The sequence below is a fragment of the Streptosporangium lutulentum genome, from assembly GCF_030811455.1.
Taxonomy (GTDB): Bacteria; Actinomycetota; Actinomycetes; order Streptosporangiales; family Streptosporangiaceae; genus Streptosporangium; species Streptosporangium lutulentum.
The window spans coordinates 4,624,623-4,649,441 of the sequence record NZ_JAUSQU010000001.1 but is presented as its reverse complement, the minus strand read 5'-3'; the positions used below and the strand labels follow the sequence as shown (position 1 = coordinate 4,649,441).

Annotated in this window: 18 protein-coding genes, 2 tRNA genes and 2 pseudogenes; 17 read left to right on the top strand and 5 right to left on the bottom strand. The window is 69.1% G+C overall.

The window, feature by feature from the left end:
* Positions 1–25 precede the first annotated feature (25 nt).
* The 7 genes from trpA to J2853_RS20735 all read left to right on the top strand — a co-directional run bounded on the left by trpA (position 26) and on the right by J2853_RS20735 (position 5,932).
* Positions 26–820 (top strand): tryptophan synthase subunit alpha, encoded by a 795-nt coding sequence (gene trpA, locus J2853_RS20765; protein WP_307560378.1) that lies wholly within the window; start codon positions 26–28, stop codon positions 818–820.
* 377 nt (positions 821–1,197) lie between these two features.
* The gene (locus tag J2853_RS20760; RefSeq protein WP_307560376.1) at positions 1,198–1,707 is read left to right on the top strand and encodes a MauE/DoxX family redox-associated membrane protein; all 510 of its coding nucleotides are present in this window, start codon (positions 1,198–1,200) and stop codon (positions 1,705–1,707) included.
* Complete coding sequence (locus tag J2853_RS20755; protein ID WP_307560375.1) at positions 1,707–2,459, top strand: DsbA family protein; 753 nt, start codon at positions 1,707–1,709, stop codon at positions 2,457–2,459. Before J2853_RS20760 ends, J2853_RS20755 begins: the two co-directional genes overlap by 1 nt.
* A 27-nt stretch (positions 2,460–2,486) precedes the next feature.
* Positions 2,487–3,698: a prolipoprotein diacylglyceryl transferase gene (lgt, locus tag J2853_RS20750; RefSeq protein WP_307560373.1), complete on the top strand. Its 1,212-nt coding sequence runs from the start codon at positions 2,487–2,489 to the stop codon at positions 3,696–3,698.
* Positions 3,695–4,399, top strand: coding sequence for a VIT1/CCC1 transporter family protein (locus tag J2853_RS20745; protein ID WP_307560371.1), 705 nt, complete (start codon positions 3,695–3,697; stop codon positions 4,397–4,399). The genes lgt and J2853_RS20745 overlap by 4 nt, the downstream gene beginning before the upstream one ends.
* Before the next feature lie 3 nt (positions 4,400–4,402).
* Complete coding sequence (locus J2853_RS20740) at positions 4,403–5,275, top strand: hypothetical protein (RefSeq protein ID WP_307560369.1); 873 nt, start codon at positions 4,403–4,405, stop codon at positions 5,273–5,275.
* Positions 5,276–5,314: 39 nt separating this feature from the next.
* Positions 5,315–5,932 (top strand): hypothetical protein, encoded by a 618-nt coding sequence (locus J2853_RS20735; protein ID WP_307560367.1) that lies wholly within the window; start codon positions 5,315–5,317, stop codon positions 5,930–5,932.
* 45 nt (positions 5,933–5,977) lie between these two features.
* On the opposite strand, the gene J2853_RS20730 is transcribed toward J2853_RS20735, so the two are convergent.
* A complete protein-coding gene (locus tag J2853_RS20730; RefSeq protein ID WP_307560366.1) occupies positions 5,978–7,591 on the bottom strand; it encodes a bis-aminopropyl spermidine synthase family protein in 1,614 nt (537 codons plus the stop codon).
* Between the two features lie 202 nt (positions 7,592–7,793).
* Between J2853_RS20730 and gltB the strand changes: the two genes are divergently transcribed.
* The 6 genes and pseudogenes from gltB to J2853_RS20700 form a co-directional block, all read left to right on the top strand.
* Entirely contained in the window at positions 7,794–12,299 is a 4,506-nt protein-coding gene (gene gltB / locus J2853_RS20725) for a glutamate synthase large subunit (protein ID WP_307560364.1), read from the top strand.
* Positions 12,300–12,412: 113 nt separating this feature from the next.
* A complete protein-coding gene (locus J2853_RS20720) occupies positions 12,413–13,891 on the top strand; it encodes a glutamate synthase subunit beta (RefSeq protein ID WP_307560361.1) in 1,479 nt (492 codons plus the stop codon).
* A 202-nt stretch (positions 13,892–14,093) separates the two neighbouring features.
* Positions 14,094–15,764 (top strand): S8 family peptidase, encoded by a 1,671-nt coding sequence (locus tag J2853_RS20715; protein WP_307560359.1) that lies wholly within the window; start codon positions 14,094–14,096, stop codon positions 15,762–15,764.
* A 316-nt stretch (positions 15,765–16,080) separates the two neighbouring features.
* Entirely contained in the window at positions 16,081–16,485 is a 405-nt protein-coding gene (locus tag J2853_RS20710; RefSeq protein WP_307560357.1) for a DUF2784 domain-containing protein, read from the top strand.
* 78 nt (positions 16,486–16,563) lie between these two features.
* The gene (pyk, locus tag J2853_RS20705) at positions 16,564–17,994 is read left to right on the top strand and encodes a pyruvate kinase (protein ID WP_307560355.1); all 1,431 of its coding nucleotides are present in this window, start codon (positions 16,564–16,566) and stop codon (positions 17,992–17,994) included.
* Positions 17,995–18,333: 339 nt separating this feature from the next.
* A pseudogene (locus J2853_RS20700) lies at positions 18,334–18,768 on the top strand (transposase family protein); the annotation flags it as partial.
* Positions 18,769–18,801: 33 nt separating this feature from the next.
* Here the strand turns inward: J2853_RS20700 and J2853_RS20695 are convergent.
* The gene (locus J2853_RS20695) at positions 18,802–20,073 is read right to left on the bottom strand and encodes an IS256 family transposase (protein WP_307568692.1); all 1,272 of its coding nucleotides are present in this window, start codon (positions 20,071–20,073) and stop codon (positions 18,802–18,804) included.
* A 134-nt stretch (positions 20,074–20,207) separates the two neighbouring features.
* Between J2853_RS20695 and J2853_RS20690 the strand changes: the two are divergent.
* Positions 20,208–20,669: pseudogene (locus tag J2853_RS20690) on the top strand (transposase); the annotation flags it as partial.
* Positions 20,670–21,339: 670 nt separating this feature from the next.
* Positions 21,340–21,783 carry a hypothetical protein gene (locus J2853_RS20685; protein WP_307560351.1) on the top strand — a complete coding sequence of 148 codons (444 nt, stop codon included), beginning with the start codon at positions 21,340–21,342 and terminating at the stop codon, positions 21,781–21,783.
* 215 nt (positions 21,784–21,998) lie between these two features.
* Here the strand turns inward: J2853_RS20685 and J2853_RS20680 are convergent, their stop codons facing one another.
* Positions 21,999–22,541 (bottom strand): GNAT family N-acetyltransferase, encoded by a 543-nt coding sequence (locus J2853_RS20680; RefSeq protein ID WP_307560349.1) that lies wholly within the window; start codon positions 22,539–22,541, stop codon positions 21,999–22,001.
* Between the two features lie 515 nt (positions 22,542–23,056).
* Here J2853_RS20680 and J2853_RS20675 point away from each other — a divergent pair.
* Positions 23,057–23,141: transfer RNA gene (locus tag J2853_RS20675), tRNA-Tyr, on the top strand.
* 2 nt (positions 23,142–23,143) lie between these two features.
* Here the strand turns inward: J2853_RS20675 and J2853_RS20670 are convergent.
* Complete coding sequence (locus J2853_RS20670; RefSeq protein ID WP_307560347.1) at positions 23,144–23,911, bottom strand: helix-turn-helix domain-containing protein; 768 nt, start codon at positions 23,909–23,911, stop codon at positions 23,144–23,146.
* Between the two features lie 99 nt (positions 23,912–24,010).
* Positions 24,011–24,085: transfer RNA gene (locus J2853_RS20665), tRNA-Leu, on the bottom strand.
* 116 nt (positions 24,086–24,201) lie between these two features.
* On the opposite strand from J2853_RS20665, the gene J2853_RS20660 reads away from it, so the two are divergent.
* Entirely contained in the window at positions 24,202–24,813 is a 612-nt protein-coding gene (locus tag J2853_RS20660; RefSeq protein ID WP_307560345.1) for an ANTAR domain-containing response regulator, read from the top strand.
* Positions 24,814–24,819 lie beyond the last annotated feature (6 nt).

Below are 24,819 nucleotides of genomic sequence, written 5' to 3'. Positions count from 1 at the left end.
CCACGAACCGCAACGGAACTCAACGATGACGACTCTTCAGACGGTGTTCGCCAAGGCGAAGGCGGACGACCGCGCCGCCCTCATCGGCTATCTGCCCGCCGGATTTCCCACGAAGGACGGTGCGATCGCCGCCGCCAGCGCCATGGTGGAGGCGGGCTGCGATGTGATCGAGATCGGCCTGCCGTACTCCGACCCGCTCATGGACGGCCCGACGATCCAGGACGCCGTGCACAGGGCGCTGACCAACGGCACCCGCATCGCCGACGTGCTGCGCACGGTCGAGGGCGTCGCCAAGACGGGCGCCGCCACGCTGGTCATGACGTACTGGAACCCCATCGACCGCTACGGCGCCGAGCGCTTCGCCCGTGACCTGGCGAACGCGGGCGGGACGGGCACGATCACGCCCGACCTGACCCCCGAGGAGTCCGAGCCCTGGCGCGCGGCCAGCGCCGCGGCCGGGATCGACACGGTCTTCCTGGTCGCGCCGAGCTCTCCGGAGACGCGCATCAAGGCCGTCATCGACAGCTGCACCGGCTTCGTCTACGCGGCCTCGCTGATGGGCGTCACCGGGGCCCGCGAGTCGGTCGGCTCGGCCGCGAAGGGCCTGGTCGAGCGGACCCGCGCCCACACCGGGCTGCCGATCTGCGTCGGGCTGGGCGTCGGCACTGGCAAGCAGGCCGCGGAGGTGGCGGGCTACGCCGACGGCGTCATCGTGGGCTCGGCGTTCATCCGCCGCATCCTGGACGCCCCTGACGAGGCCTCCGGCCTGGCCGCGGTCCGCGAGCTGGGCGCCGAGCTGGCGGCGGGCGTTCGCGGCTGACCGTTCCTCTGAGAATGCGGCCGTCCAGCGGGACGGCCGCATTTTTTCGTTCCCGCGGAGTGACCGTTTTCCGTCACCTCCGGAATGCGTCCGAGTACGCTGAGTGGCCGAATCGGCGGTGTCGTTCCGCCCTCCCCACGTGTTGGAGTGCTCAGATTGCTATCGTGGTACTCCGTCCATCGTCACTCTCCCTTCTGTTTTAGGCCGACCGGTTTATCCGACGCTTACTCAGCTCATGATGAGGTTTCCTTCAGATACAGCGGGCACCCGCAGAGGACGGCGGCGCCGGGCGCCCGGGATAGGAGACGAAGGTGCTTGTGACTTCCGATAAGCTCGCGCCTCTTCGGTCGCGTGCGGTGAGTTCGACGCTACTCTGGGTGACGACCGTCTCGCGTCTGTTGCTGGCGGGTGTGCTGATCGTCGCTGGTTGGGGCAAGATCGGCACCCCGGTGCTTTCTGTCCAGGCGGTCAAGGCATACGAACTACTTCCATACTCTCTCGCCACGGTGGTCGGCTACGGCCTGCCCATCCTGGAGATCGTCCTAGGGGTGTTGCTGATTGTCGGGCTGCTCACTCGGGTCGCGGGCATCGTCGCGGCACTGCTCATGCTGGCCTTCGTCATCGGCATCGCCTCGGCGTGGGCCCGCGGGCTGCGGATCGACTGCGGCTGCTTCGGCGGCGGAGGTCCGCTCAAAGCGGGAGTGGAGCCCAACTATCTCTTCGACATCGTGCGGGACTTCGGCTTCTTCGTGCTCGGCGCGCTCATCGCCTGGTTCGCACCAGGGCGGTTCGCGCTCGACTCCGCGCTGGGGCTGGTCCCCGGGCAGGAACCATACGACGACATCGAGGGCGGCGGAGAGGAGTCCCATGAAAAGGAGAACCACTGATGGGCAAGGCCGCGCGGGATCAGTCGACGCGTGACCGCGTCAAGGCACAGCGCGAGGAGCAGCGGCAGAAGGAGCGGGTGAGGCGCGTGGTAACCATCACGGCGGCGGCGGTGGTCGCACTGGCCGCGGTGGGGGCCGGCTGGTGGGTCGCGGCCAAGGGCAGCGAGTCCGAGCAGGCCACCACGGCGATCGCGCCGATCACCGCGGCCGCGGACGGCTCCTTCGTCATGGCCAAGGCGGGCGTGGAGAAGCCGGTCCTGGACGTCTTCGAAGACTTCCAGTGCCCGGCGTGCAAGGGGCTGGAGGAGACCACCGGCGCCACGATCAAGAATCTGGCGGCCGAGGGCAAGGCCAAGGTGGTCTACCACCCGATCACGATCTTCACCGCGACCGTCACGCGTGGCAACTCCGTCCGGGCAGGGGCGGCGATCCGCTGCGTCCCCGGCGGGACCCCGTGGATAAAATTCCACGACAGGCTGTTCAAGGGACAGCCTTCGGAGACCGCGGAAGGTTTCAAGATCGACGATCTGGTCGCCTGGGGCAAGGAGGCAGGGGTCACCGCCCCGGACTTCGAGAAATGCGTCACCGGCCAGGAAAAGGCAGCCGATCACGCCGCGTACAGCACCAAGATCCTGGATACCCAGAACCTCAAGGGCACCCCGACACTGAAACTCAACGGCACCGAACTGGGAGAAGATGTGGCCTTCAAACCGGCCTCGCTGCGAGAGGCCGTGCTGGATGCCGCCAAGTAGTCTGCGAACACGGTAACGTCACCTGACATGCCCCTCGCCTCGATTCCCAGCCCCTCCCAGGGGGTCTGGCATCTCTTCGGTGTGGTCCCGCTCCGGGCCTACGCACTGTGCATCGTGCTCGGCGTCATCGTCGCGGTCGTCATCGGTGAGCGCCGTTGGCGCGCCCGGGGCGGTGAGCCCGGCACGATCGTGGACCTCGCCGTCTGGGCCGTGCCGTTCGGCCTGGTCGGTGGTCGTCTTTACCACGTCATCACCGACTGGCAACTCTACTTCGGTCCCAACGCACCCAATGAGCCGATCGAGGCGCTGTACGTCTGGAACGGCGGTCTGGGCATCTGGGGCGCCGTCGCGCTCGGCGCCCTGGGCGTGTGGTTCGGCTGCCGCAACCGGGGAATCTCCCTGAGCGCGGTGGCCGACACCATCGCTCCCGGCATCGTGATCGCCCAGGCCATCGGCCGCTGGGGCAACTACTTCAACCAGGAGCTGTTCGGCAGGCCCACCGACCTGCCGTGGGGCCTGGAGATCGACCCCGACAGGCCGGGCACGGTGCCGGGCGTGGACACCTACCACCCCACGTTCCTGTACGAATCGCTCTGGGACCTGGCGCTGGGCCTGGCCCTGATCTGGATCGGGCGCAAGTTCGCCCTGCGCCACGGCCGGGTGTTCGCGCTCTACCTCGCCGGCTACACCGTGGGCCGGTTCTGGATCGAGGGACTGCGGGTGGACACCGCCCACCACATCCTCGGCCTGCGGCTCAACCAGTGGACCTCGATCGTCGTGTTCATCGGCGCGATGATCTACTTCTGGTACGCCAGGAACAAGACCAACGACGAGCCGGTCGGCGCGACGCCGGAGCCCACCCTGGGCTCGCCGGACATCGAGGGTTCCGCCGCCGACCCGGCGCACCCGTCCGACCAGGCCGACACGCCCGAGGACGGCGAGGGGACGGCGAGAGACGAGGGGCCGGAGACGATCGCGAGCGCGCCGGGCGCCGCGAACTCCGTCGACCCGGCGCATCCGTCCGACCAGGCCGACGAGCCCGGTCCCGCCGACGAGGACGCCGGAACGCACGACGTCCTCGCCAATGAGCCCGAAGGCACGCCTCAGAGCGTCGTCGTGACCGAACCGGCGGAGGACGACGCGCCGGCGAAGGAGAGCACCGTGCCCGCGAAGGACGGCGCTCTCCAGGAAGACGTCACGGCCGACGCCGTGTCCGGAGGAGAGAAAGAGCGGCGATGAGCCCCGGGGGCCGAGCCGAGATCCATCACGAGCATCGTGATGTCAACGGCGGCTGGCTGCGGCCGTCGGTGTTCGGCGCGATGGACGGGCTCGTCTCGAACTTCGCCCTGATCGCGGGGGTCGCCGGCGGCACGACCAGCACCAGGGTCATCGTGCTGGCCGGGGTGGCCGGCCTGGCGGCCGGCTCGTTCTCCATGGCCGGCGGCGAGTACGTCTCGGTGGCCAGCCAGCGGGAGCTCGCCCTGGCCGAGATCGACGTCGAGCGGAGCGAGATCGAGCGCCACCCCGAGGCGGAGCAGGAGGAACTGGCCAAGTTCTACGAGGGCCGCGGCGTCGATCCCGTCGTGGCGGCCGAGGTGGCCAGGCAGATCTCTCTGGACCCGGTGAAGGCGCTGGAGGCACATGCCAGCGCCGAGCTCGGTGTCACCCTCGAAGACCTGCCCTCGCCGAAGACCGCCGCGCTCTCCTCGTTCCTGGCCTTCAGCGTGGGCGCGCTCCTGCCGCTCCTGCCGTACCTGCTGGGGGTCACCGGCCTGGTGACCTCGGCGGTGGTCTCCTGCGTGGCCCTGTTCGGCGCGGGCGCGCTGGTCTCCCGGGTGACCGCGCGAAGCTGGTGGTACAGCGGGCTGCGCCAGCTCGTCGTCGGTGTGATCGCGGCCGGCCTGACCTTCACTCTGGGCAACCTCCTGGGAGGGAGCTGACCGATGAGCACGTCCACACGCAAGCGCCGCCGTGGCTCGGCCCCGGCCCCGGCGCCGGTCCCGGCCAAACCCAAGGCCAGGTCCAGGTCCAGGTCCAGGTCGGAGCCCTGGAGCATCCCCCTGCTCGACGAGTGGGGTCTGAGCCGGTTCCAGCAGCGGCTGGTGGTGGTCGCCGGGTCGGTGGCCGGTGTGCTGGTCGCCACATTCGGGTTCATCCTGGCGGTCGGCGCGATCGGCAACGGCTACGTTCCCGAACAGGCCACCAGCTCGGCCATCGGCGGCCAGCCCCGGCCCGACACCTACAAGGGCTGGGTCTCGCCCAAGCTGTTCGCGCCGATCGCGCGGAGCGAGGACGACCCCAAGCCCCTGACGTTGAAGGACGTCTTCGCCGAGAAGACCCTCAAGGGAGACGGGATCACGCTGCAGCTGGCCGGCACCCATCTCGACGCCGACTGCGCGGCGGCCGTCTGGGGCCAGGAGCTGGTGGACCTGCTCGCCCAGGGAGGGTGCACCCAGGCCGCCCGGGGCGTCTACGCCAGCGCCGACGGCCGCTACGTCGCCCAGTACACCCTGCTCAACCTGCGTGACACCGCCTCCGCCGACGCGCTCGTCCAGGAACTGACCACCCTGCACCGGGGCGGCTGGACCCAGATCCTGGAGGCGGACAAGGCCCCCTTCCCCGTCGGCGGCCACACCGAGGGCAGCGGTCACGCCATGGGCCACTACGCGGGCCTGGTCTGGTTCGGCCGCGCGGACGGCGCCGATCCGGGTCCCAAGGACGACTTCCTCTCCCTGGGACTGACGGTCAGGGGCGCGGAGAAGGCGGTGTTCCGCCGGGTCGTCGCGGCCGATCCCGAGGCGGTTCCGGCCCCCTAGGCCCCCACCGCACCGCCTGTCCCAGTAGGGTCGTCTGTCATGCGAAAGTGGATCGCCGCCGTCGTGCTGGTCGTGGTCGCCGGGGCGGCGGCGTTCCTGTGGTTGCGGGGCGGCGCGCCCGAGCCGCGCGCCGCCGTCTTCCGCGGCGAGCCGACCTCGGCCCACTACGACCCCATCGCCACCCGGGCCCTCGACCCCGAGCCGCTGACCGTCGCCGAGATCTTCCCCAGCGGGTCGGTGACCGCGGGCGAGGTCACGCTCACGGTCAAGGGAACCGAGACACTGACCGACTGCGCCCAGGCGGTGTGGGGAAGCGCCGAAGAGGCGGTCGCCGGGTGCACCCAGGTGCTGCGGGCCCACTACGCGACCCCGGACGGCAGGATCTCCGGGCAGTTCCTCATCTTCAACCTGGCCGACTCCGTCGCCGCCGACAAGCTCGTGACCGCCTTCAAGAGCGGCGGTTTCGTCCGGCTCGCCCCCGGAACGCCCGCCGGTTTCGACGGCGCCCACAGCTGGGCCCAGGCGCGCGCCCTGGGGCACTACGTCACCCTGAGCTGGGTCGGCCCGGCGGCGGCCGGAGAGCGGGTGGACCTGACCTACTCGCAGGTGGCGGTGGACAGCCCCAGCCTGGCCGTTCAGCGGCGGCTGCTGCTCTGAGGGAACGCGGTTCCACCGTCCCGCCCGGTACGGCCGGCGGCTCCGTCAGGTCTCACACGGCACGGTCAGCGAGCTCGCCACCGCGGCGGGGAGCTCCTGGAGGCGGTGGGCGGGCAGTTCGAGGACGGTGACGTCGTCGGCCCAGGGGGCGACGGCGGTGACGATCGCCCGGGCCTGCTTCTTGGTCAGATCGCCCCTGGCCCTGATGAGGGCCTCGCGCCAGGTGTTGGCGAGCTTGCCGTGGGCGTTGTCCAGGATGCGGCGCAGGATCCGCCCCATGTCCGTGGTGGGAGGCGGCAGCCGTACGGCGTGGACGGCGCATCCGTCGGCGGTGAGCTCGTAGACGGTGGAGAGCGGGTCGGCGGGCAGGTCCTTGGGCGGCGCGGCCAGCGTGACCCTGACGTCCTGGGCGCGGGTGGCCAGCAGGAGCCGGGGGAGCGCCGCCTCCAGCCCGGCGGGGACGGCCATCGCCACCCGGGAGGGGTCGCTGGCGTACGGCTTGGCGAGCCAGGTCGTCAGACGCGCCCTGGGGGCCTTGGGGAACACGTCCCCCGGCCACTCGCCGACCAGCACCTCGGGGGTGAACTCACCGAGGGAGGAGGCCGGCGCGGACTCAGAGGGGCCGGCGGGGCCGGAGCCGGTGGACTCCACCGACTGCGGGCCCTGGGTGTAGATGGCGGGGCCGTAGCCGTCGACACGGGCGGCGGCCGCGGGCCAGGTCTTGGTGGTGGGACGCAGGACGTAGAGGTCGGCGGCCGAGCCGATGGCCTCCGCGCCGAGATAGCGGTTGAAATCGGGATAGATCGCCTCGTTGACGAGGTTGAGCTGGGACAGGGCGTTCTGCACCTTGAGGGCGAGGGCCGGGGTGCGCTCACTCGCGCCGTAGGCCAGCAGGATCCTGCCCTGCTCGCGGTCGCGGAGCCCCTCCACGCCGCGGGCGACGAACAGCCCGACGCCCTCCGGAGTGTAGGGAGGGTCGGTGATCGCCAGGTCGGCCCAGGCCCGGGCCGACGCGGGAAGGCCGAGGCGGAGGTCGGCCCAGCGGGTCCGTACGTCGAGCCCGAGCCGGTCGGCCTGTTCGGCGATGTAGGCGAGGATGCGCTCGTCGAGGTCCACGACGGTCACCTCGACCCCGGGACGCAGCATCGCGGTCGCCAGCGAGGTCAGGTCGTGGTCGCCCACGCACAGCAGCCGGGCGCCGTCCAGCCAGAACCGGACGTCCAGCAGCAGCGCCCGCCTGACCACGGTGTCGCCGGTCGCGGCCACGTGATCCAGCGTGTGGCGGCCGCGAGGCGCCTTGGCGATCAGCTCGTCCATCCGCGCGACCAGGTCGGCGTGGTCCGGGAGCAGGTGCGCCACCGGATCGGCCGGTACGGCCCTGCTCACAGTGAGACCGGCGGGACCCGTGAGACCGGCTGGGCCCGTGAGGTCCGCCGGGGGCGCGGGGAGCCGGAACCGGTCGCCGGACCGCTCCAGTTCGACCTCGCGCAGCAGGGCCTCGACGGTCCGCCGCGACGTCGCGGTCTCCCGGACCAGATCCGCCAGTGTCCACCAGCGTCCGTCGCCCAGCGCCGCCAGCGCGTTTCGCAGTCGCCTGCCGTCCACTCCCGCGCGCGCGACGAGCGCCGTCAACGGGTCCATCGGGCCACTCGGTTCCATTGGGCCACCCTAAAGCCCCTATCCGGAATGCCTCACCACGCTGCGGCGTTCAATGAGCTGGGGCGAACCCGCACTAAATTCGTGCGATTCGGACCGGGTAGGCAGGTTTCCGGCAGGGTACGGTAATGTCTACCCACCACGCAGCAGGGCCAACGTCGTCCCTTTGCTTGTTCCAAAGAAGCAAGACGACGGGAGGGATTCAATGCCTGCTGCCCACCTCGGCTTTCCCGAGCCTCAGGGCCTGTACCACCCCTCGCACGAGCATGACGCCTGCGGTGTCGCCATGGTCGCGGATGTCGCCGGACGCCGTAGTCACGACATCGTCGCGAAGGCCTTGACCGCGCTGTGCAATCTCGATCATCGAGGGGCCCAGGGAAGCGAACCGGACACCGGCGACGGAGCCGGGATCCTGACGCAGATCCCCGACACCTTCCTCCGCGCGGTGGTGGACCTTCCTCTGCCCCCGGCGGGCGCCTACGCGGTCGGCATGGCCTTCCTGCCCAGCGACCCCGAGGCCCGCGAGACCGGCGTGCGGATGATCGAGGAGATCGCCGCCGAGGAGGGCCTGACGGTCCTCGGCTGGCGCGACGTCCCGATCGAGGAGACGCTTCCCGGCCCCAGCGCCCGCGCGGTGATGCCGTTCTTCCGGCAGTTGTTCGTGACCTCCCCGAACGGCGAGAGCGGCCTCGAACTCGACCGGCTGGCCTTCTGCCTGCGCAAGCGCGCCGAGCACGAGGTGGACGTCTACTTCCCCTCGCTGAGCTCCCGGACGATCGTCTACAAGGGCATGCTCACCCCGCTGCAGGTCGAGGCGTTCTTCCCCGACCTGAGCGACGAGCGCTATGAGACCGCGATCTCACTGGTCCACTCGCGCTTCTCCACCAACACCTTCCCCTCCTGGCCGCTGGCGCACCCGTACCGCTTCATCGCCCACAACGGCGAGATCAACACCGTCAAGGGCAACCGCAACTGGATGCGCGCCCGCGAGGCGATGCTGGAAACCGCCAACATCCCGGGCGACCTGTCGCGGCTCTTCCCGATCTGCGACCCGAGCGGTTCCGACACCGCCTCCTTCGACGAGACGCTGGAGCTTCTCCACCTCGCCGGGCGCAAGCTGCCGCACGCCGTGCTGATGATGATCCCCGAGGCGTGGGAGGGCCACACCGAGATGGACCCCGCGCGGCGGGCGTTCTACGAGTTCCACTCCACGCTCATGGAGGCCTGGGACGGCCCGGCCTCGATCACCTTCTCCGACGGCACCCTGGTCGGCGCGGTCCTCGACCGTAACGGGCTGCGCCCCGGCCGCTTCTGGGTCACCGCGGACGGCCTGGTCGTGCTGGCCTCCGAGGCGGGCGTGCTCGACATCGCGCCGGAGAACGTGGTCCGCAAGGGCCGCCTGCAGCCCGGCAAGATGTTCCTGATCGACACCGAACTCGGCAAGATCATCGAAGATGACGAGATCAAGGCCGAGCTGGCCGCCGAGCTGCCCTACGCCGACTGGCTGCACGCCGGGCTGGTCCGCTTCGAGGAACTGCCCGCCCGCGCGCACGAGATCCCGACCCACGAGGCGCTGATCAAGCGCCAGCAGACCTTCGGCTACACCGAGGAGGAGCTGCGCATCATCCTGTCGCCGATGGCCAAGGTGGGCGCCGAGCCGATCGGCTCGATGGGCACCGACAGTCCCGTCGCGGTGCTCAGCGAGAAGCCCCGGCTCCTGTTCGACTACTTCACCCAGCTGTTCGCGCAGGTCACCAACCCGCCGCTGGACGCCATCCGCGAGGAGCTCGTCACCTCCCTGGCCAGCACCCTCGGCCCCGAGGGAAACCTGCTCGACCCGGGGCCGGTCTCCTGCCGCCAGCTCGTGCTGCCCTACCCGGTGATCGACAACGACGAGCTCGCGAAGATCATCCACATCAACGACGAGGGCGCGCTGCCCGGCTTCCACCCGCATGTGATCTCCGGCCTGTACGAGGTCAGGGGCGGCGGCGAGGCACTGCTCCACCGCATCGAGGAGATCTGCGCCGAGGCCTCCGAGGCGATCAGGGGCGGGGCGCGGGTCCTCGTGCTCTCCGATCGGGGCTCCTCCGACGTCCTGGCGCCGATCCCGTCGCTGATGCTCACCGGCGCGGTCCACCACCACCTGATCGCCGAGAAGACCCGCACCAGGGTCGGCCTGGTCATCGAGACCGGCGAGGCCCGCGAGGCGCACCACATGGCGCTCCTCGTCGGGTACGGCGCGGCCGCGATCAACCCCTACCTCGCCATCGAGACCGTCGAGGACATGGTCACCTCCGGCGTCCTGGCGATCGACAGGCACAAGGCCGTGCGCAACCTCATCAAGGCGTACGGCAAGGGCGTGCTGAAGGTCATGTCCAAGATGGGCGTGTCCACGGTCGCCTCCTACACCGGCGCGCAGATCTTCGAGGCGCTCGGCCTCGGCCAGGACGTCATCGACCGCTGCTTCGCCGGGACGACCTCCCGCCTGGGCGGCGTCGGCTTCGACATCCTCGCCCAGGAGGTCGCGCTCCGCCACCAGCGGGCCTACCCGCGGGCCGAGAACGCCCACCGCCGCCTGGACGTCGGCGGCGAGTACCAGTGGCGCCGCGAGGGCGAGCCGCACCTGTTCAACCCCGAGACCGTCTTCAAGCTGCAGCACGCCACCCGCTCACGCCGCTACGAGGTCTTCAAGGAGTACACCAGCCTGGTGGACTCCCAGGCCGAGAGGCTGATGACGCTGCGCGGCCTGTTCACATTCAAGGAAGGCGTCCGCGAGCCGGTCCCCATCGACGAGGTCGAGCCGGTCAGCGAGATCGTCAAGCGGTTCTCCACCGGCGCGATGTCCTACGGCTCCATCTCGATGGAGGCGCACGAGACCCTCGCCATCGCGATGAACCAGCTGGGCGGCAAGTCCAACACCGGCGAGGGCGGCGAGGACTCCGAGCGGCTCAACGACCCCGCCCGGCGCTCCGCCGTCAAGCAGGTGGCCTCCGGCCGCTTCGGCGTGACCTCGGAGTATCTCGTCAACGCCGACGACCTGCAGATCAAGATGGCCCAGGGCGCCAAGCCCGGTGAGGGCGGCCAGCTGCCCGGCCACAAGGTCTACCCGTGGATCGCCAAGACCAGGCACTCCACCCCCGGCGTCGGCCTCATCTCGCCGCCGCCGCACCACGACATCTACTCCATCGAGGACCTCGCCCAGCTCATCCACGACCTCAAGAACTCCAACCCCGCCGCCCGGGTGCACGTCAAGCTCGTGGCCGAGGTCGGCGTCGGCACGGTCGCGGCGGGCGTGTCCAAGGCCCACGCGGACGTCGTGCTCATCTCCGGCCACGACGGAGGCACCGGCGCCTCCCCGCTGACCTCGCTCAAGCACGCGGGAGCACCCTGGGAGCTCGGCCTGGCCGAGACCCAGCAGACGCTGCTGCTCAACGGCCTGCGCGACCGGATCACCGTGCAGGTGGACGGCCAGCTCAAGACCGGCAGGGACGTGGTCGTCGCCGCGCTGCTCGGCGCGGAGGAGTACGGCTTCGCCACCGCCCCGCTGGTCGTCTCCGGCTGCGTGATGATGCGCGTGTGCCATCTGGACACCTGCCCGGTCGGCGTCGCCACCCAGAACCCCGAACTGCGCAAGCGGTTCACCGGCAAGCCCGAGTTCGTGGTCACCTTCTTCGAGTTCGTCGCCGAGGAGATCCGCGAGCACCTCGCCGCGCTGGGCTTCCGCAGCCTCGACGAGGCCGTCGGCCACGCCGAGATGCTGGACACCACCTCGGCCGAGCAGTACTGGAAGGCCGGCGGCCTGGACCTGGCGCCGATCCTGCACCAGCCGGAACTGCCCGAGGGCGCCGCGTTCCGCCGTGTCCAAGGCCAGGACCACGGTCTGGCCAAGGCACTGGACCACACCCTGATCCAGCTCGCGGAGGGCGCGCTCAAGAACGGCCGCCGGGTCACGCTCGACCTGCCCATCCGCAACGTCAACCGCACGGTCGGCGCGATGCTCGGGCACGAGGTCACCAAGCGGTACGGCGGCGAGGGCCTGCCCGACAACACCATCGACATCCGCTTCACCGGCTCGGCGGGCAACTCCTTCGGCGCCTTCGTGCCGAAGGGCATCACGCTACGGCTGACCGGCGACGCCAACGACTATCTCGGCAAGGGCCTGTCAGGCGGCCGGATCACGGTCCAGCCGCACGACGAGGCCCCGCTGGAAGGTCACATCATCGCCGGGAACGTCGGCCTGTACGGCGCGACCTCCGGTGAGGCGTTCGTCAGGGGCGTCATGGGAGAGCGGTTCTGCGTCCGCAACTCCGGCGCCACCGCGGTCGTCGAGGGCGTCGGCGACCACGGCTGCGAGTACATGACGGGCGGCAAGGTCGTCGTCCTCGGCCCGACCGGACGCAACTTCGCGGCGGGCATGTCCGGCGGCCTCGCCTACCTGCTCGACCTCAACCTCGAACGGGTCAACCGCGAGATGGTGGAGATCGAGACGCTGACCGAGGCCGAATCCGAGGCGCTGCGGGAGATCGTCGAGGCGCACATGACGGAGACCGGCTCCACGGTGGCCAAGGCGCTTCTCGCCGACTGGGATCCGTCTCGCTTCAGCAAGATCATGCCGACGGACTACAAGCGGGTCCTGAAGGCCGCCGAATCCGCCCGGCTCGAAGGCCGCGACATCGACGAGGCCGTCATGGCCGCGGCGGTCCAGGGATGACGCCCATGCCGCCGCGTATCGGCGATCCCGGCCGTCCGCGAACGACACCGACACCGATCCAGGCCGCCACCGGCCGCGCTCACCAGACTGCTCAGGATTAGGGGGGTACGACGATGGCTGACCCTAAGGGTTTCCTCACTCACGAACGCGAGCTGCCGGCCCGCCGCCCGGTGGACGTCCGCATCCGCGACTGGCGGGAGGTCTACCAGGACTTCCCCAAGCCGGAACTGACCAAGCAGGCCGCACGCTGCATGGACTGCGGCATCCCGTTCTGTCACAACGGCTGCCCGCTCGGGAACCTCATCCCCGAATGGAATGACCTGGTCTACCGCGACGACTGGCAGGAGGCCATCGAGCGCCTGCACGCCACCAACAACTTCCCGGAGTTCACCGGCCGCCTGTGCCCGGCTCCGTGCGAGGCGGCGTGCGTGCTCGGCATCAACTCCGACCCGGTCGCGATCAAGCGGGTCGAGGTCGAGATCATCGACCGGGCCTTCGCCGAGGGCTGGGTCACCCCCCGGCCCCCGGCCTCGAAGACCGGCAAGAAGGTCGCGGTCGTCGGCTCGGGCCCCGCCGGCCTGGCCGCCGCCCAGCAGCTCACCCGGGCCGGGCACGACGTGGTGGTGTTCGAGCGCGCCGACCGGATCGGCGGTCTGCTCCGCTACGGCATCCCCGAGTTCAAGATGGAGAAGCGGCACATCGACCGGAGGCTCGCGCAGATGCGGGCCGAGGGCACCGAGTTCCGCACCGGCGTCAACGTCGGCGTCGACATCACCGCGGCCCGGCTCCGCGAGGAGTACGACGCGATCGTCCTGGCGGGCGGAGCCACCCAGTGGCGCGACCTGCCCGTCACCGGACGAGACCTGGCGGGCATCTACCAGGCGATGGAGTACCTCCCCCCGTCCAACAAGGTCCAGGAGGGCGACTACACCGTCTCCCCGATCAGCGCCGAGGGCAAGCACGTCGTCGTGATCGGCGGCGGCGACACCGGGGCCGACTGCATCGGCACCGCGATCCGCCAGGGCGCCGCGTCGATCACCCAGCTGGAGATCATGCCCCGTCCCCCGGAGGAGCGCCCCGGCAGCCAGCCGTGGCCCACGTTCCCCATGCTGTTCAAGATGGAGAGCGCTCACGAGGAACTGGCCGAGGGCGGCGGCGACCGGGTCTATGCGGTCTCCACCACCGAGTTCGTCGGCGACGCCGAGGGCAATGTCCGGGCGCTTCGCCTGGTCGAGGTGGAGGGCCCCGGAGCGGGGTTCGCGCCGATTCCCGGAACCGAGCGGGAGATCCCGGCCGAGCTGGTCGCCCTGTCGATGGGCTTCGTCGGCCCGGAGAAGAACGGCCTGCTGCGGGAGCTGGCCCAGGACGCCGGAGACGAGTTCTTCGACGCCAGGGGCAACGTCGCCCGCGACAGGGGCTACATGTCCTCCGTGGACGGCGTGTTCGTCGCCGGTGACATCGGCCGCGGCCAGTCGCTGATCGTGTGGGCGATCGCCGAGGGCCGCTCCGCAGCCTCGGCCGCCGACCGCTACCTCACCGGTCAGACGGCCCTGCCGGTCGCGATCCCACCGACGGCCCGGCCCCTGGTCTGACGACATCGCCGGTGTTGCCGGTACGGCATGCATGCCGTACCGGCAACACCGGTATCGCTTTTCCTGCCGTACGGTGATGGGGGCGGTACCGGCGGGCGGATTATTTGGCCGGTCGCATGCCTTAACGGTGGTTTCCCTTGGTCGGCCCAGGTGCGGAGGATTGATGAATCGCGGGACCAGACGCCTTACGGGCGCGGCGACAATGATCGCTCTGGCGGCAACCCTCACCGCCGGCACCCTGACAGGCGGGGCCACGGCCACCACCGGGCAGACCCGCGACTATCTGGTCTTCTACGCCGACGGTGCGAAGGACCGGGCGCTCGCCGCGATCGGGAAAGACGGCGGCACCGCGTTGTCCACCGAGGCCAAACTGGGATACATCGTGGCCAGAGGCCCGGGCTCCCGCTTCATCGAGAGCCTGGCGGCCAGCGCCGCCGTCGCGGGCGTCTCCTCCGACCGTGAGATCGGGTTCGCCGCCTCGGACGCCGTGGCCGCCCCGGCCAGGGGGAGCGCGTCGGACATCCCGGGGGTCAAGCTGTCCTCGGGCGCGGAGCCGCTGGCCGGGCGGCAGTGGGACATGAAGATGATCGGCGCCACCGCCGAAGGCTCCTACGCCACCGCCCCCGGCAGCAAGAAGGTGCTGGTCGGCATCATCGACACCGGCGTGGACGGGCAGCACCCCGACATCGCCCCCAACTTCAACCAGTCGCTGAGCCGCAACTTCGTGACCGACCGTCCCAACGATCCCAACGGGAAAACCCTCGACGGCCCCTGCGAGTTCCCCGGCTGCAAGGACCCGGCCGACTGGGACGACGACGGCCACGGCACCCACGTGGCCAGCACCATCGGCTCGCCCGTCAACGGCCTGGGCGTCGCCGGGGTCGCCCCGGGGGTGTCCCTGGTGAACCTGCGCGCCGGTCAGGACTCCGGCCTGTTCTTCCTCAAGCCCAGCCTCGACGCGCTCACCTACGCCGCCGACGTCGGCATCGACGTGGTCAACATGAGCTACTACGTCGACCCGTGGTTGTTCAACTGCGCGTCCAACCCCGCCGACTCCAAGGCCGAGCAACTCGAACAGCGCGGCGTCATCACCGGCATGCAGCGCGCCCTCGACTACGCCCGCAAGCGGGGCGTCACCCTGATCAGCGCCCTCGGCAACGGCTCCACCGACCTCGGCAGGCCCACGTCCGACGCGACCAGCCCCGACTACCCGTCCGACACCGAGCGCGTCCGTAAGATCGACAACTCCTGTCTCAACGTCCCCGCCGAATCCAAGGGCGTCATCTCGGTGTCGGCGGTCGGCCCGACCAAGCGCAAGGCCTACTACTCCGACTACGGCACCGAGCAGACCGACCTGGCGGCGCCCGGCGGCGACGAGTACGACGGCGGCAATAAGGCCGACGTCACCAGGACCGTCCTGGCCGCGGCGCCCGAGCGCGTCCTCCGCGGCCAGGGGCTGCTCTCCGCGAGCGGCGAGCCGCTGAGCCCCTCGGTCGTCCGCGACTGCGCGAACGGCACCTGCGCCTACTACCAGTATCTCGCCGGCACCTCCATGGCCGCCCCGCACGCCACCGGCGTCGCGGCCATCCTGATCAGCCGCTTCGGCAAGCCCGGCAAGGGCGGCGTCACCATGTCTCCCGACGAGGTCCAGCGCCTGCTCTACTCCACGGCCAAGAAGGAAGCCTGCCCCTCGCCGCGCAAGTACGTCTACCACCTCGAGGGCCAGGAGATCGCCCAGGTCTGCAACGGTTCCAAGGCGGACAACGGCTTCTACGGCCGCGGCATCGCCGACGCCTACGCGGCGTCCAAGGTCGCGATCCGCAACCCGTCGGCGAAGGCCGACAAGCCCTCCGGCGGGAAGCCGGTCAGCTGAGCGCTCCGTGACCGGCCGCCCGGCCCCGGGCGGCCGGCGGCCCGGCGATCGCCGGCCCGGCGATCGGCGGCAGCGGCCCGCCGGCTCAGTGACACAGCCGGCTCAGTGACACAGCCGGTTCGGTGGCGGGGGACGGCGGCCCGGGTGGGGCGACGGCCGGACGATCGCGCCGGCGGCGGAGACAGGGGGCCTCGCAGGTCACGCCCGAGTCTGGATACGCCAAAATCACCCTTACCCGCCACCGCCCGGACCGGCCCGCGAAGTACCGCCCGGAGAACGGGCGACAGAGGCCCCGGTCAGGATCTACGGTCGTGTCATGGGCTATCGCCTCATCGGGGAAGCCGCGATGGTGGTGCACTTCCTCTTCCTGGTCTTCATGGCCGTCGGCGGGTTCCTCGCCTGGCGGTGGCCGCGCCTGATCTGGGCACACCTGGCCGTCGCGGCATGGGGGCTCACCTCCGTCGTGACCGGCGTCGAATGCCCCCTGACCGTCGCGGAAGACTGGGGCAGGCGCAACGCGGGAGAGCGGGGGCTGCCCCCCGGCGGGTTCATCGACCACTACATCGAGGGGATCGTCTATCCCGAGGAGCACACGAACCTGGTACGCCTCGGCGTGGTGATCCTCGTGCTCGTCTCCTGGCTCGGTCACCTGTGGAGACGCCGCCCGCATCCCCGTCGGAAGGCCGGAACCGATCGGCCACCTCCCGTTCACCAGGGGTAGCTTTATGTAACCCAGTTTTTTATCGCCGTCATGACTAACGTCACAACCCAGTGGTCTGTACCAATTAGGGTGGGATCCGTGACTCGTCGCGCGAAAATCGTCTGCACCCTCGGCCCCGCCACCTCCTCTCCCGAACGCCTCCGCGAACTCATCGTGGCGGGTATGGACGTGGCCCGTTTCAACCTCAGCCATGGCAGCCATGAGCTGCACAAGGAGGTTTACGACAGGGTGAGGGAGGCTGCCGCCGAGCTCGGTCGTGGCGTAGGCGTGCTCGCCGACCTACAGGGCCCCAAGATCCGGGTCGGTAGATTCGAGGAGGGGCCCGTCCGCCTCGGCTTCGGCGACGTCTTCGTCATCACCACCGAAGACCTTCCCGGCAACCGTGAGCAGGTCTCCACGACCTACCTCGGCCTCCCCAAGGACGTCAGCCCCGGCGACAGCATCCTCGTCGACGACGGCCGCGTCCACCTGGAGGTGACCGGCGTCGACGGCCAGCGCGTCACCACCCGCGTGCTCGTCGGCGGAATGATCTCCGACAACAAGGGCATCAACCTGCCGGGCGTCAACGTCAGCGCCCCGGTCCTCACCGACAAGGACGAGACCGACCTGCGCTGGGCCCTGCGCACCGGCTGCGACATGATCGCCCTCTCCTTCGTCCGCCGTCCCTCCGACGCCGACGTGGTGCGCAACATCATGGAGCAGGAGGGCATCCGCCTCCCGCTGCTCGCCAAGATCGAGAAGCCGCAGGCCGTCGAGCGGCTCCCGGCGATCGTCGAGGCCTTCGACGGCATCATGGTCGCCCGCGGCGACCTCGGCGTCGAGCTGCCCCTCGAAGAGGTGCCCATCGTGCAGAGGCGCGCCATCGAGCTGTGCCGCGAGAAGGCCCGCCCGGTCATCGTCGCCACCCAGATGCTCGAATCGATGATCACCGCCCCGCGCCCCACCCGCGCGGAGGCCTCCGACGTCGCCTACTCCGTCATGGACGGCGCCGACGCGGTCATGCTCTCCGGTGAGACCTCGGTCGGCAACTACCCGATCGCGGCCGTCGAGACGATGAGCCGCATCGCCACGACCGCGGAGAAGACCTCGCTGCAGGCCACCCACAGCCTCGACCGGCTGCCGGAGACCACCGGCGGCGCCATCGCCCGTGCCGCGGCCGAGGTCGGCGCCATCGTCGGCGCCAAGGCGCTGGTGGCGTTCACCATGTCCGGTGAGACCGCCCGCCGCCTGGCCCGCTATCGCTCGCCGATCCCGCTGCTGGCCTTCACCTCCGCCCCCGAGATCCGCAACCAGCTCGCGCTGATCTGGGGCGTGGAGACCTTCGAGGTGCCGTTCGTCCACCACACCGACGACATGGTCCGCCAGGTCGAGGCCTCGCTGCTGGCCAACTCCCGCTTCGAGAAGGGCGACAAGGTCGTCATCGTCGCCGGATCCCCTCCCGGGACGGCCGGCTCCACCAACGCGCTGCGCGTCCACACCATCGGTTCGGCGGTCTCGAACCCCGCCTGACACGCTCGTCCCCACGGGGTCATCGCTTCGGCGGTGGCCCCGTGCTCGTATGGCGTACCCGCCCCGCACTCACCGACATACATCGTCAGATCGAACAGCGCGCCCGGCACACCGGCCGGGCCCCCGGCCCGCCGAGACGGCCGACAACCGCCGGTACGGCAGCCGTCCGGCCGGATGGCACGGGTGTATGACCACGACGGCGACCACCGCGTTCCCGGTCCACGCGCTCTTCCGAGAGATCTCGAAGGAGACGCCTCGCCGCCTGCCGGCCCTCGACGAGTAAGTCCGATGTCTGGGGCCGGTGACCGGGCATGAAGAGAGGGCGTTCAAGATCATGTTGTGACGCAAGACCTGAACACCCTCTTGACCGCACTATATGTGAAGATCGACGACAAGATCGGAGGAAGCCGATCGATGGGCAGGCCGCCGCTGCTCAGCGACTCCGAGCTCGTCTGCCTAGCGGTGGCCCAGGCGCTGCTCGGTCACCACTCCGAGGCCCGCTGGCTGCGCTTCGCCCGCACGCACCTGTCCGGCATGTTCCCGTACCTGCCGCAGCAGTCGGGCTACAACAAACGCCTGCGCGCGGCATTGCCCCTGGTCAAGCAGATGATCCGGGAGCTGGCCACCGACAGCGACTTTTGGTTCGACAACCACTGGATCGTTGACTCCACACCGGTGCCGTGCGGGATGTCGCGCCCAACCGTGCAGCGCTCGAACCTGGCCGGCTGGGCCGGCTATGGCTACTGCGCCTCACACTCCCGGTTCTTCTGGGGCGAGCAATCGTCAATACCTGTGGATCAAGATCTTTTAAGCGGCTGCGGATGGGACGTGGTCGTCGGGTCGTTCGACGAGCTTGCCGCCGGTGAAGGTCGCCCCGGCGCGGACCAGCGCGACCAGATGAGGGGCGTTGACCGCGCGCCAGCGGGCCTGGGCGGACTCGATCAGCTTGAACGCCATGGCCAGCCCGGCAGCGCGTGAGCCGGGCCCCTTGGTGACCTTGGTGCGGTGCCGGACGGTGGCGAAGGTCGACTCGATCGGGTTGGTCGTGCGTAGGTGCACCCAGTGCTCGGCCGGGAAGTCATAGAAGGCGAGCAGCTCCTCGAGGTCGTCGACCACCTTGGTCACGGCCTTGGGATACTTGGCGCCGTAGGCGGCCTGGAAGCCCTTGACCGCGGCCTGGGCATGGTTTTTGTCCTCGGCGTTCCAGATCTCGGCCAGGGCCTTCTTCGCTGCGGGGTGAGCGGACTTCGGCAGCGCCCCCAGCACATTAGCGATCTTGTGAAACCAACACCTCTGCTCTCTGGCCTGCGGAAACACCTCCCGAAGCGCGGACCAGAACCCCAGCGCACCGTCCCCCATCGCCAGCACCGGCGCCCGCATCCCGCGCCTTTTGGCATCGCGCAGCAGATCGGCCCACGACTCAGCCGACTCCCGATAGCCGTCGCTCAGCGCGACGAGTTCCTTGCGGCCATCAGCGCGCACCCCGATCATCACCAGCAGGCACAGCTTGTGCTCCTCCAGCCGGATGTTGACGTGGATGCCGTCGACCCACAGGTAGACGTAGTCGGCGCCGGACAGGTCGCGGGCGGCAAACGCGCGCTGCTCGCCCTTCCAGGTCTCGGTCAGACGAGTGATCACCGGCGCGGACAGGCCCGCGGTCGAGCCGAGGAATTGGCCCAGCGCGGGGATGAAATCGCCCGAGGACAGGCCGTGCAGGTACAACAGCGGCAACACCTCGCTGACCTGCGGGGTCTTACGCGCCCAGGCCGGCAGGATCGATGAGGAGAACCGCTGACGCTCACCCGTCTGCTCGTCGATGCGCTTGTCGTTGACGCGCGGGGCCGTGACCTCGATCGCGCCGGCCGCGGTGAGGATCTCGCGCGGCTGATGGGAGCCGTTACGCACCACCAGACGGCGACCGGCCGCATCGCGCTCGTCAGCGAAGGCGGCGATGTAGGCGTCCACCTCGGCCTGCAACGCGGCGGCCAGCATCTTACGGGCGCCCTCACGGACGATCTCATCGATCAACGAGGAGGCGGCGGCCGTCGATGAGCTGTCGTCAGCGGGCGGTTCGGGCACTACGGTGAGCGGCACGGGTGTGCCTTCCCGACCGACGCGCCAACGTCGGCCTTATCTCGAAACCATCATCGGATGATCCGGGAAGGTACACCCCTCCCCGGCAGATCCACAGGTTTCGATCATTGCTCTCTGGGGGCCTGCGGCTGTATCTGGTGTGCACCCCGACCGGCATGCCGATCTTATGGGCGCTGGCCAACCCGAAGATCGGCGAGCGGGAGGTGCTGGCCGCGATGCTCGAGGTCGATGCCGGCCTGATCGCCGAACGCGAGGGCATTCTGCTCATCTGCGACAAGGGTTTCGCCTCCAAGCCTTTTGAGAAGGAACTCGCCGCCCACGGCATCGACCTGCTGTGTCCCTCCCGCAAGCGGGAGAAACAGCGGCACGGCGAGCCAATGCTCAAGAAGGTCCGCCAGCTCATCGAGTCGGTCAACGACACTCTCAAAGGCCAACTCGACCTGGAACAACACGGCGGACGGACCTTCGAGGGCGTCGCCGTCCGCGTCGCCCAGCGCATCCTGGCGATGGCCGCGGCAATCTGGCACAACAACAAGACCGGAGCCCCGGTCACCCGCTCGCTGATCGCCTACGACCACTGATCACATCGGACTTACTCGTCTCGTCTCGAGAAGGCGGCGAGGTCGTCATCGCGGAGATCAACCGTCGTGGCACCACGGTGCTGCTGGTGGAGCAGAACGCCCAGCAGGCGCTCAAGTCACCGGATCCCCTCCGGGCACGTCCGGCCTCAACCTCGTCCGCGGCCAATGGCGAAGAGGCCGGCCGCGGTTCGTCCCGCCCCCTGACGTGGGGTGGCCCGGGAAGCCGGTGCCTCTCAGGGCCTTCCAGACCTCTCCCCGGGCTTTCCAGACCTCTCCCCGGGCTTTCCAGGGCTCTCCCCGGGTCTCGCGGAGCCTTCACGGGGCCCGCGGCGGCTGTTCGGTGAGGTGACGTCTGCCTGGAGGGCTCCGGGCGACATGGGATCGGTCCCCGGAGCGGCCTTGCCGACAGGGACACGCCACCCCGGCTCTCGCCGGCCGTTCCACCGGCGGGGAGGGCTTCCGGTCAGGGCCGGGTCATCCGATAAGGGTCGGATCCCTCAACAGGGGATCGACAGGCCCGGGGGAGAGGCCGCCTCCTTACCCCAGGCACACGACACCATAAACATCGTATTTCCCTTTATTTGGCATAAATTGTTGTATAGCCTGACTTGCGAAACGGGGTCGCCTATAGGGCGAATTTACACAAGCACCTCATACGGGAGGCACGTTCGTGGGAAAAACCTGGAAAGGCGCGCTCGTTGCCGGAGCGATGCTGTCGGCGTTTCTCGTGGCACCATCGGCCGCATGGGCGAACACCGCCGGCACCACCGCGACCGTCCGCTTTCCCGACAAATCCTTCACGGTGAACGGAAAGGTCGTGGCCAGGATACGGAACGGCTTCGTCATCTGGAGTAAGAAAGCGGGGAAACCGTACTACACGGCAACGGTAAAGGCGCAGCTGATCGACACAGGCCCCGGCGACGGCTACTGCGCCAGAATGAGCATTCATCTGCTGGGCGACCCCGACTCTCCGACCGCCAAAGAGTGCAACGGGGTGTGGACCACTCGAACAATCAGCTCATACGAGAGTGAATTCGTCGTCATTCAGCTCTACACGAACAAAAACGGCGCGTGGCCCCTTTCCTGGAAGGTCAACAAACCAGCCGGCTGGTAGAAACCACCCAGAGACCACCGTCAGACCACGACCACCACCCCGCCCGAACGGCCGGATCCACACCGAACCCCCCAGCCGCCCGGCACACCCCTCGCCTTTACAAAAGGCGAGGGACCCGGTCACGGCCCCAGCCCCCTGATCCCACCGGACGACCCTCTACGGGCACCGCCAGATCGACGCCGTCCACCCACCCCCACGAGCCGACGGCGTCCACCTCACCCGCGCGGACCGACCCCGATCGACGCCTGGTCGTACTCCCACGTCTGCAAGGAGATCCGGCGCCCCTTCTCCTCGGCCGGGATCGGCGGCGCCTCCGTCAGGCGATAGCCGGCCGCCCGAGCCACCCCCGCGCTCGCGGCATTCTCGGCCTCGATCTCCAGCAACAACCGCGAGACACCCACGGTGTCACGAGCGAAACCCGTCATCACCCGCACCGCCCGTGCGGCCAGCCCCCGCCCCCGGTACGCCGCCCCCACGGCATAACCGATCTCCGCGACATCCAGGTTCAGCTCGCTCAACATCAGCAACACCTCGCCCATCGGCTCGCCCCCATCGACGGTGACGGCGAGCTGAACCCGCTTTCCCGCCGCCCGCCTCTCCTGAGCCCGCTTCAGATAGACCCGCGCGGCCTCCAGATCGAACGGCGAGACCAACGGCGTCCAGTAGGCCACATCGGGGTCGTCGAACAACCCGACCATCGCCGCCAGATCACCCTCCTCCCACTCCCGCAGCACCACCCCGTGCCCGCTCAGCCTCACCCTCCCCGCAAGGGCCGCCGGGGCCACACCTCCCGAAAGGACCGCCGGAGCCACACCCCCGGGAAGGACCACCGAGACCCCGCTCCGGCAATCCCGGCCGTTCCCCGTCGCCTCCACGCCGCCACCTTTCGATAAACCGTCTTCCGAGCAACCTACTTGCCCGCCCACCGCCGCCCCCGCGCACCCACCGGACACCGCCCCGGCGAACTCGCCTCTCCTGCACCGCGTACGAAGACGCGCCTCATCCCACCGGGCGAGGCAGCACAGCGCAGGGCGGGGCGGGGCGGAGCGGGACGGAGCAGGGTAGGGCGGGGCGGGACAGAGCAGGGTAGGGCGGAGCGGGGCAGGGCGGGACAGAGCAGGGCGGGGCGAGGCAGGGTGGAGCAGGGTAGGGCGAGGCAAGACGATGCAAGGCGATGGAGGACAGAGCAGAGCAGTGCGGGGCAGCCGAAGGCCAACCCGGAAAACCCGTTGCCGCGCGCGCCGGCGAAAGACCATCCTGAAATCGCCACCACGGGGCGGCGCCGGAGCTGGAGAGCCGGGCCTGACTGTAAATCAGGTGTTTCGACTGAGGGGGTTCGAATCCCTCTCGCCCCACCACCTCAGTACTTCGGCCCCACGAACTCGTCCAACCGCTCAACCGCTCCCCGCTTGGCCACGGAGATGGTGTTGGGTTTGGAATAGCGCCACGCCACCCCCAGGAGATCGAGCGCCTCCCCGCAGAGGTCAAGGATGTCCCGGGACTCGTTCACGAAGAGATAGCGCGGATACTCGTACCAGTGGTCACTGCCGTTGAAATGGCGACGGACGCGATTCACGCCGCGATACCCGTCCGAGTGCATCAGTCCTCGAACGAGGTTGCCCGGGTTCGCCGCGACGATCTCACGCTGCCAGCTTTCCAGTGTGATTTTTCGTTCGTGCTTCCGGCCGGGACCGTGCTGAGGGAACAGGCAGGCCCAGTGCTTGGAGTAGCTTTTGACCTCCGTCCAGCCCGGATGCCGGCGGCGGCTGACGGATGAGGTCGGCATAACCGCTGACATGACTTTTGCCGCCGCTTCTATTAATCCGGGCCAGGTGCCACAGCATGCCAGCGAGAGCTGGTAGACGCCCTTCTTGCACAGCAAGATATGACCGTCACCGAGGTAGAGACCGAGCAGGTAGGAATAGGCCTCGAAGTCAAGCGTCTGGCCGTGACAGCGAGGACATGAATGGTGTCTCCTGAGATCCTCGTCCTGACTTGTCCGGCGTGTCCGTGTCCGCCATTTCTGTACGGCCCCCAGAGAGACGCCGCACAGTTTGGCGACTTCACGATCAACCAGCCCGAGAGCCGAGAGCCGGAGTGCACGGTCGACTGTTTCGCGGGAGTGCATGAGGCAACCATGCCAAGCGCTACCGACAGTTTTGAAGTCGCTACGGATGGTGCCGAAAACGATAGAGCCGCCCGACTTCAGGTCGGGCGGCTCTTCTTGTGCCCCGGGTGGGACTCGAACCCACACTGTACGGGTTTTGAATCCGCTCCCTCATGCCAATTGGGGTACCGGGGCAGGAATCCGGACTTGTCCGGATTTTCCAAAACACTTGTCGTGCAGCCTAGCTGATGGCAATCAGTTGACGGCGCCGACGTGGTCCCAATCTAGCGGACGTCGGTACTCTCTTGCTCGTGAGTACGCAGCGGCGAGTGGTGATCGCGGAAGACGAGGCACTGATCCGCCTCGACCTGAAGGAGATGCTGGAGGAGGACGGGTATGCCGTCGTCGGGGAGGCCGGGGACGGGGAGACCGCGGTCAAGATGGCGTTGGAGCACCGGCCCGATCTGGTGATCCTGGATGTGAAGATGCCCATCCTGGACGGGATCTCGGCCGCCGAGCAGATCGTGTCGCAGCGGATCGCGCCATGTCTGATTCTCACGGCCTTCTCGCAGCGGGATCTGGTCGAGCGGGCCAGGGACGCCGGGGCGATGGCGTATCTGGTGAAGCCGTTCACCAAGTCGGATCTCGTGCCCGCGATCGAGATGGCGGTCAGCCGGCATGAGGAGATGGCCGCGCTGGAGCGGGAGGTCGGGACTCTTTCGGAGCGGCTGGAGACGCGCAAGCTGGTCGAGCGGGCCAAGGGGTTGCTCATGGAGCGGCATGGGTGGAGTGAGCCGCAGGCGTTTCGGTGGATTCAGAAGGCGTCAATGGATCGCAGGTTGAGCATGCGTCAGGTGGCCGAGGTCGTGGTCGCCGAGATGTCGGGGCCGACGACCGGTGCCGCTGGGGCTTCAGAGGTTTGATTTGTG

Bases quoted from the DNA above. Each gene is read 5' to 3' on its own strand.
- J2853_RS20710 (WP_307560357.1), top strand. From the start codon at position 16,081: ATGGGCTATCGCCTCATCGGGGAAGCCGCGATGGTGGTGCACTTCCTC.
- J2853_RS20715 (WP_307560359.1), top strand. From the start codon at position 14,094: ATGATCGCTCTGGCGGCAACCCTCACCGCCGGCACCCTGACAGGCGGG.
- J2853_RS20745 (WP_307560371.1), top strand. From the start codon at position 3,695: ATGAGCCCCGGGGGCCGAGCCGAGATCCATCACGAGCATCGTGATGTC.
- J2853_RS20720 (WP_307560361.1), top strand. From the start codon at position 12,413: ATGGCTGACCCTAAGGGTTTCCTCACTCACGAACGCGAGCTGCCGGCC.
- J2853_RS20670 (WP_307560347.1), bottom strand. From the start codon at position 23,911: ATGCACTCCCGCGAAACAGTCGACCGTGCACTCCGGCTCTCGGCTCTC.
- lgt (WP_307560373.1), top strand. From the start codon at position 2,487: ATGCCCCTCGCCTCGATTCCCAGCCCCTCCCAGGGGGTCTGGCATCTC.
- gltB (WP_307560364.1), top strand. From the start codon at position 7,794: ATGCCTGCTGCCCACCTCGGCTTTCCCGAGCCTCAGGGCCTGTACCAC.
- J2853_RS20740 (WP_307560369.1), top strand. From the start codon at position 4,403: ATGAGCACGTCCACACGCAAGCGCCGCCGTGGCTCGGCCCCGGCCCCG.
- J2853_RS20730 (WP_307560366.1), bottom strand. From the start codon at position 7,591: ATGGAACCGAGTGGCCCGATGGACCCGTTGACGGCGCTCGTCGCGCGC.
- trpA (WP_307560378.1), top strand. From the start codon at position 26: ATGACGACTCTTCAGACGGTGTTCGCCAAGGCGAAGGCGGACGACCGC.
- J2853_RS20735 (WP_307560367.1), top strand. From the start codon at position 5,315: ATGCGAAAGTGGATCGCCGCCGTCGTGCTGGTCGTGGTCGCCGGGGCG.
- J2853_RS20755 (WP_307560375.1), top strand. From the start codon at position 1,707: ATGGGCAAGGCCGCGCGGGATCAGTCGACGCGTGACCGCGTCAAGGCA.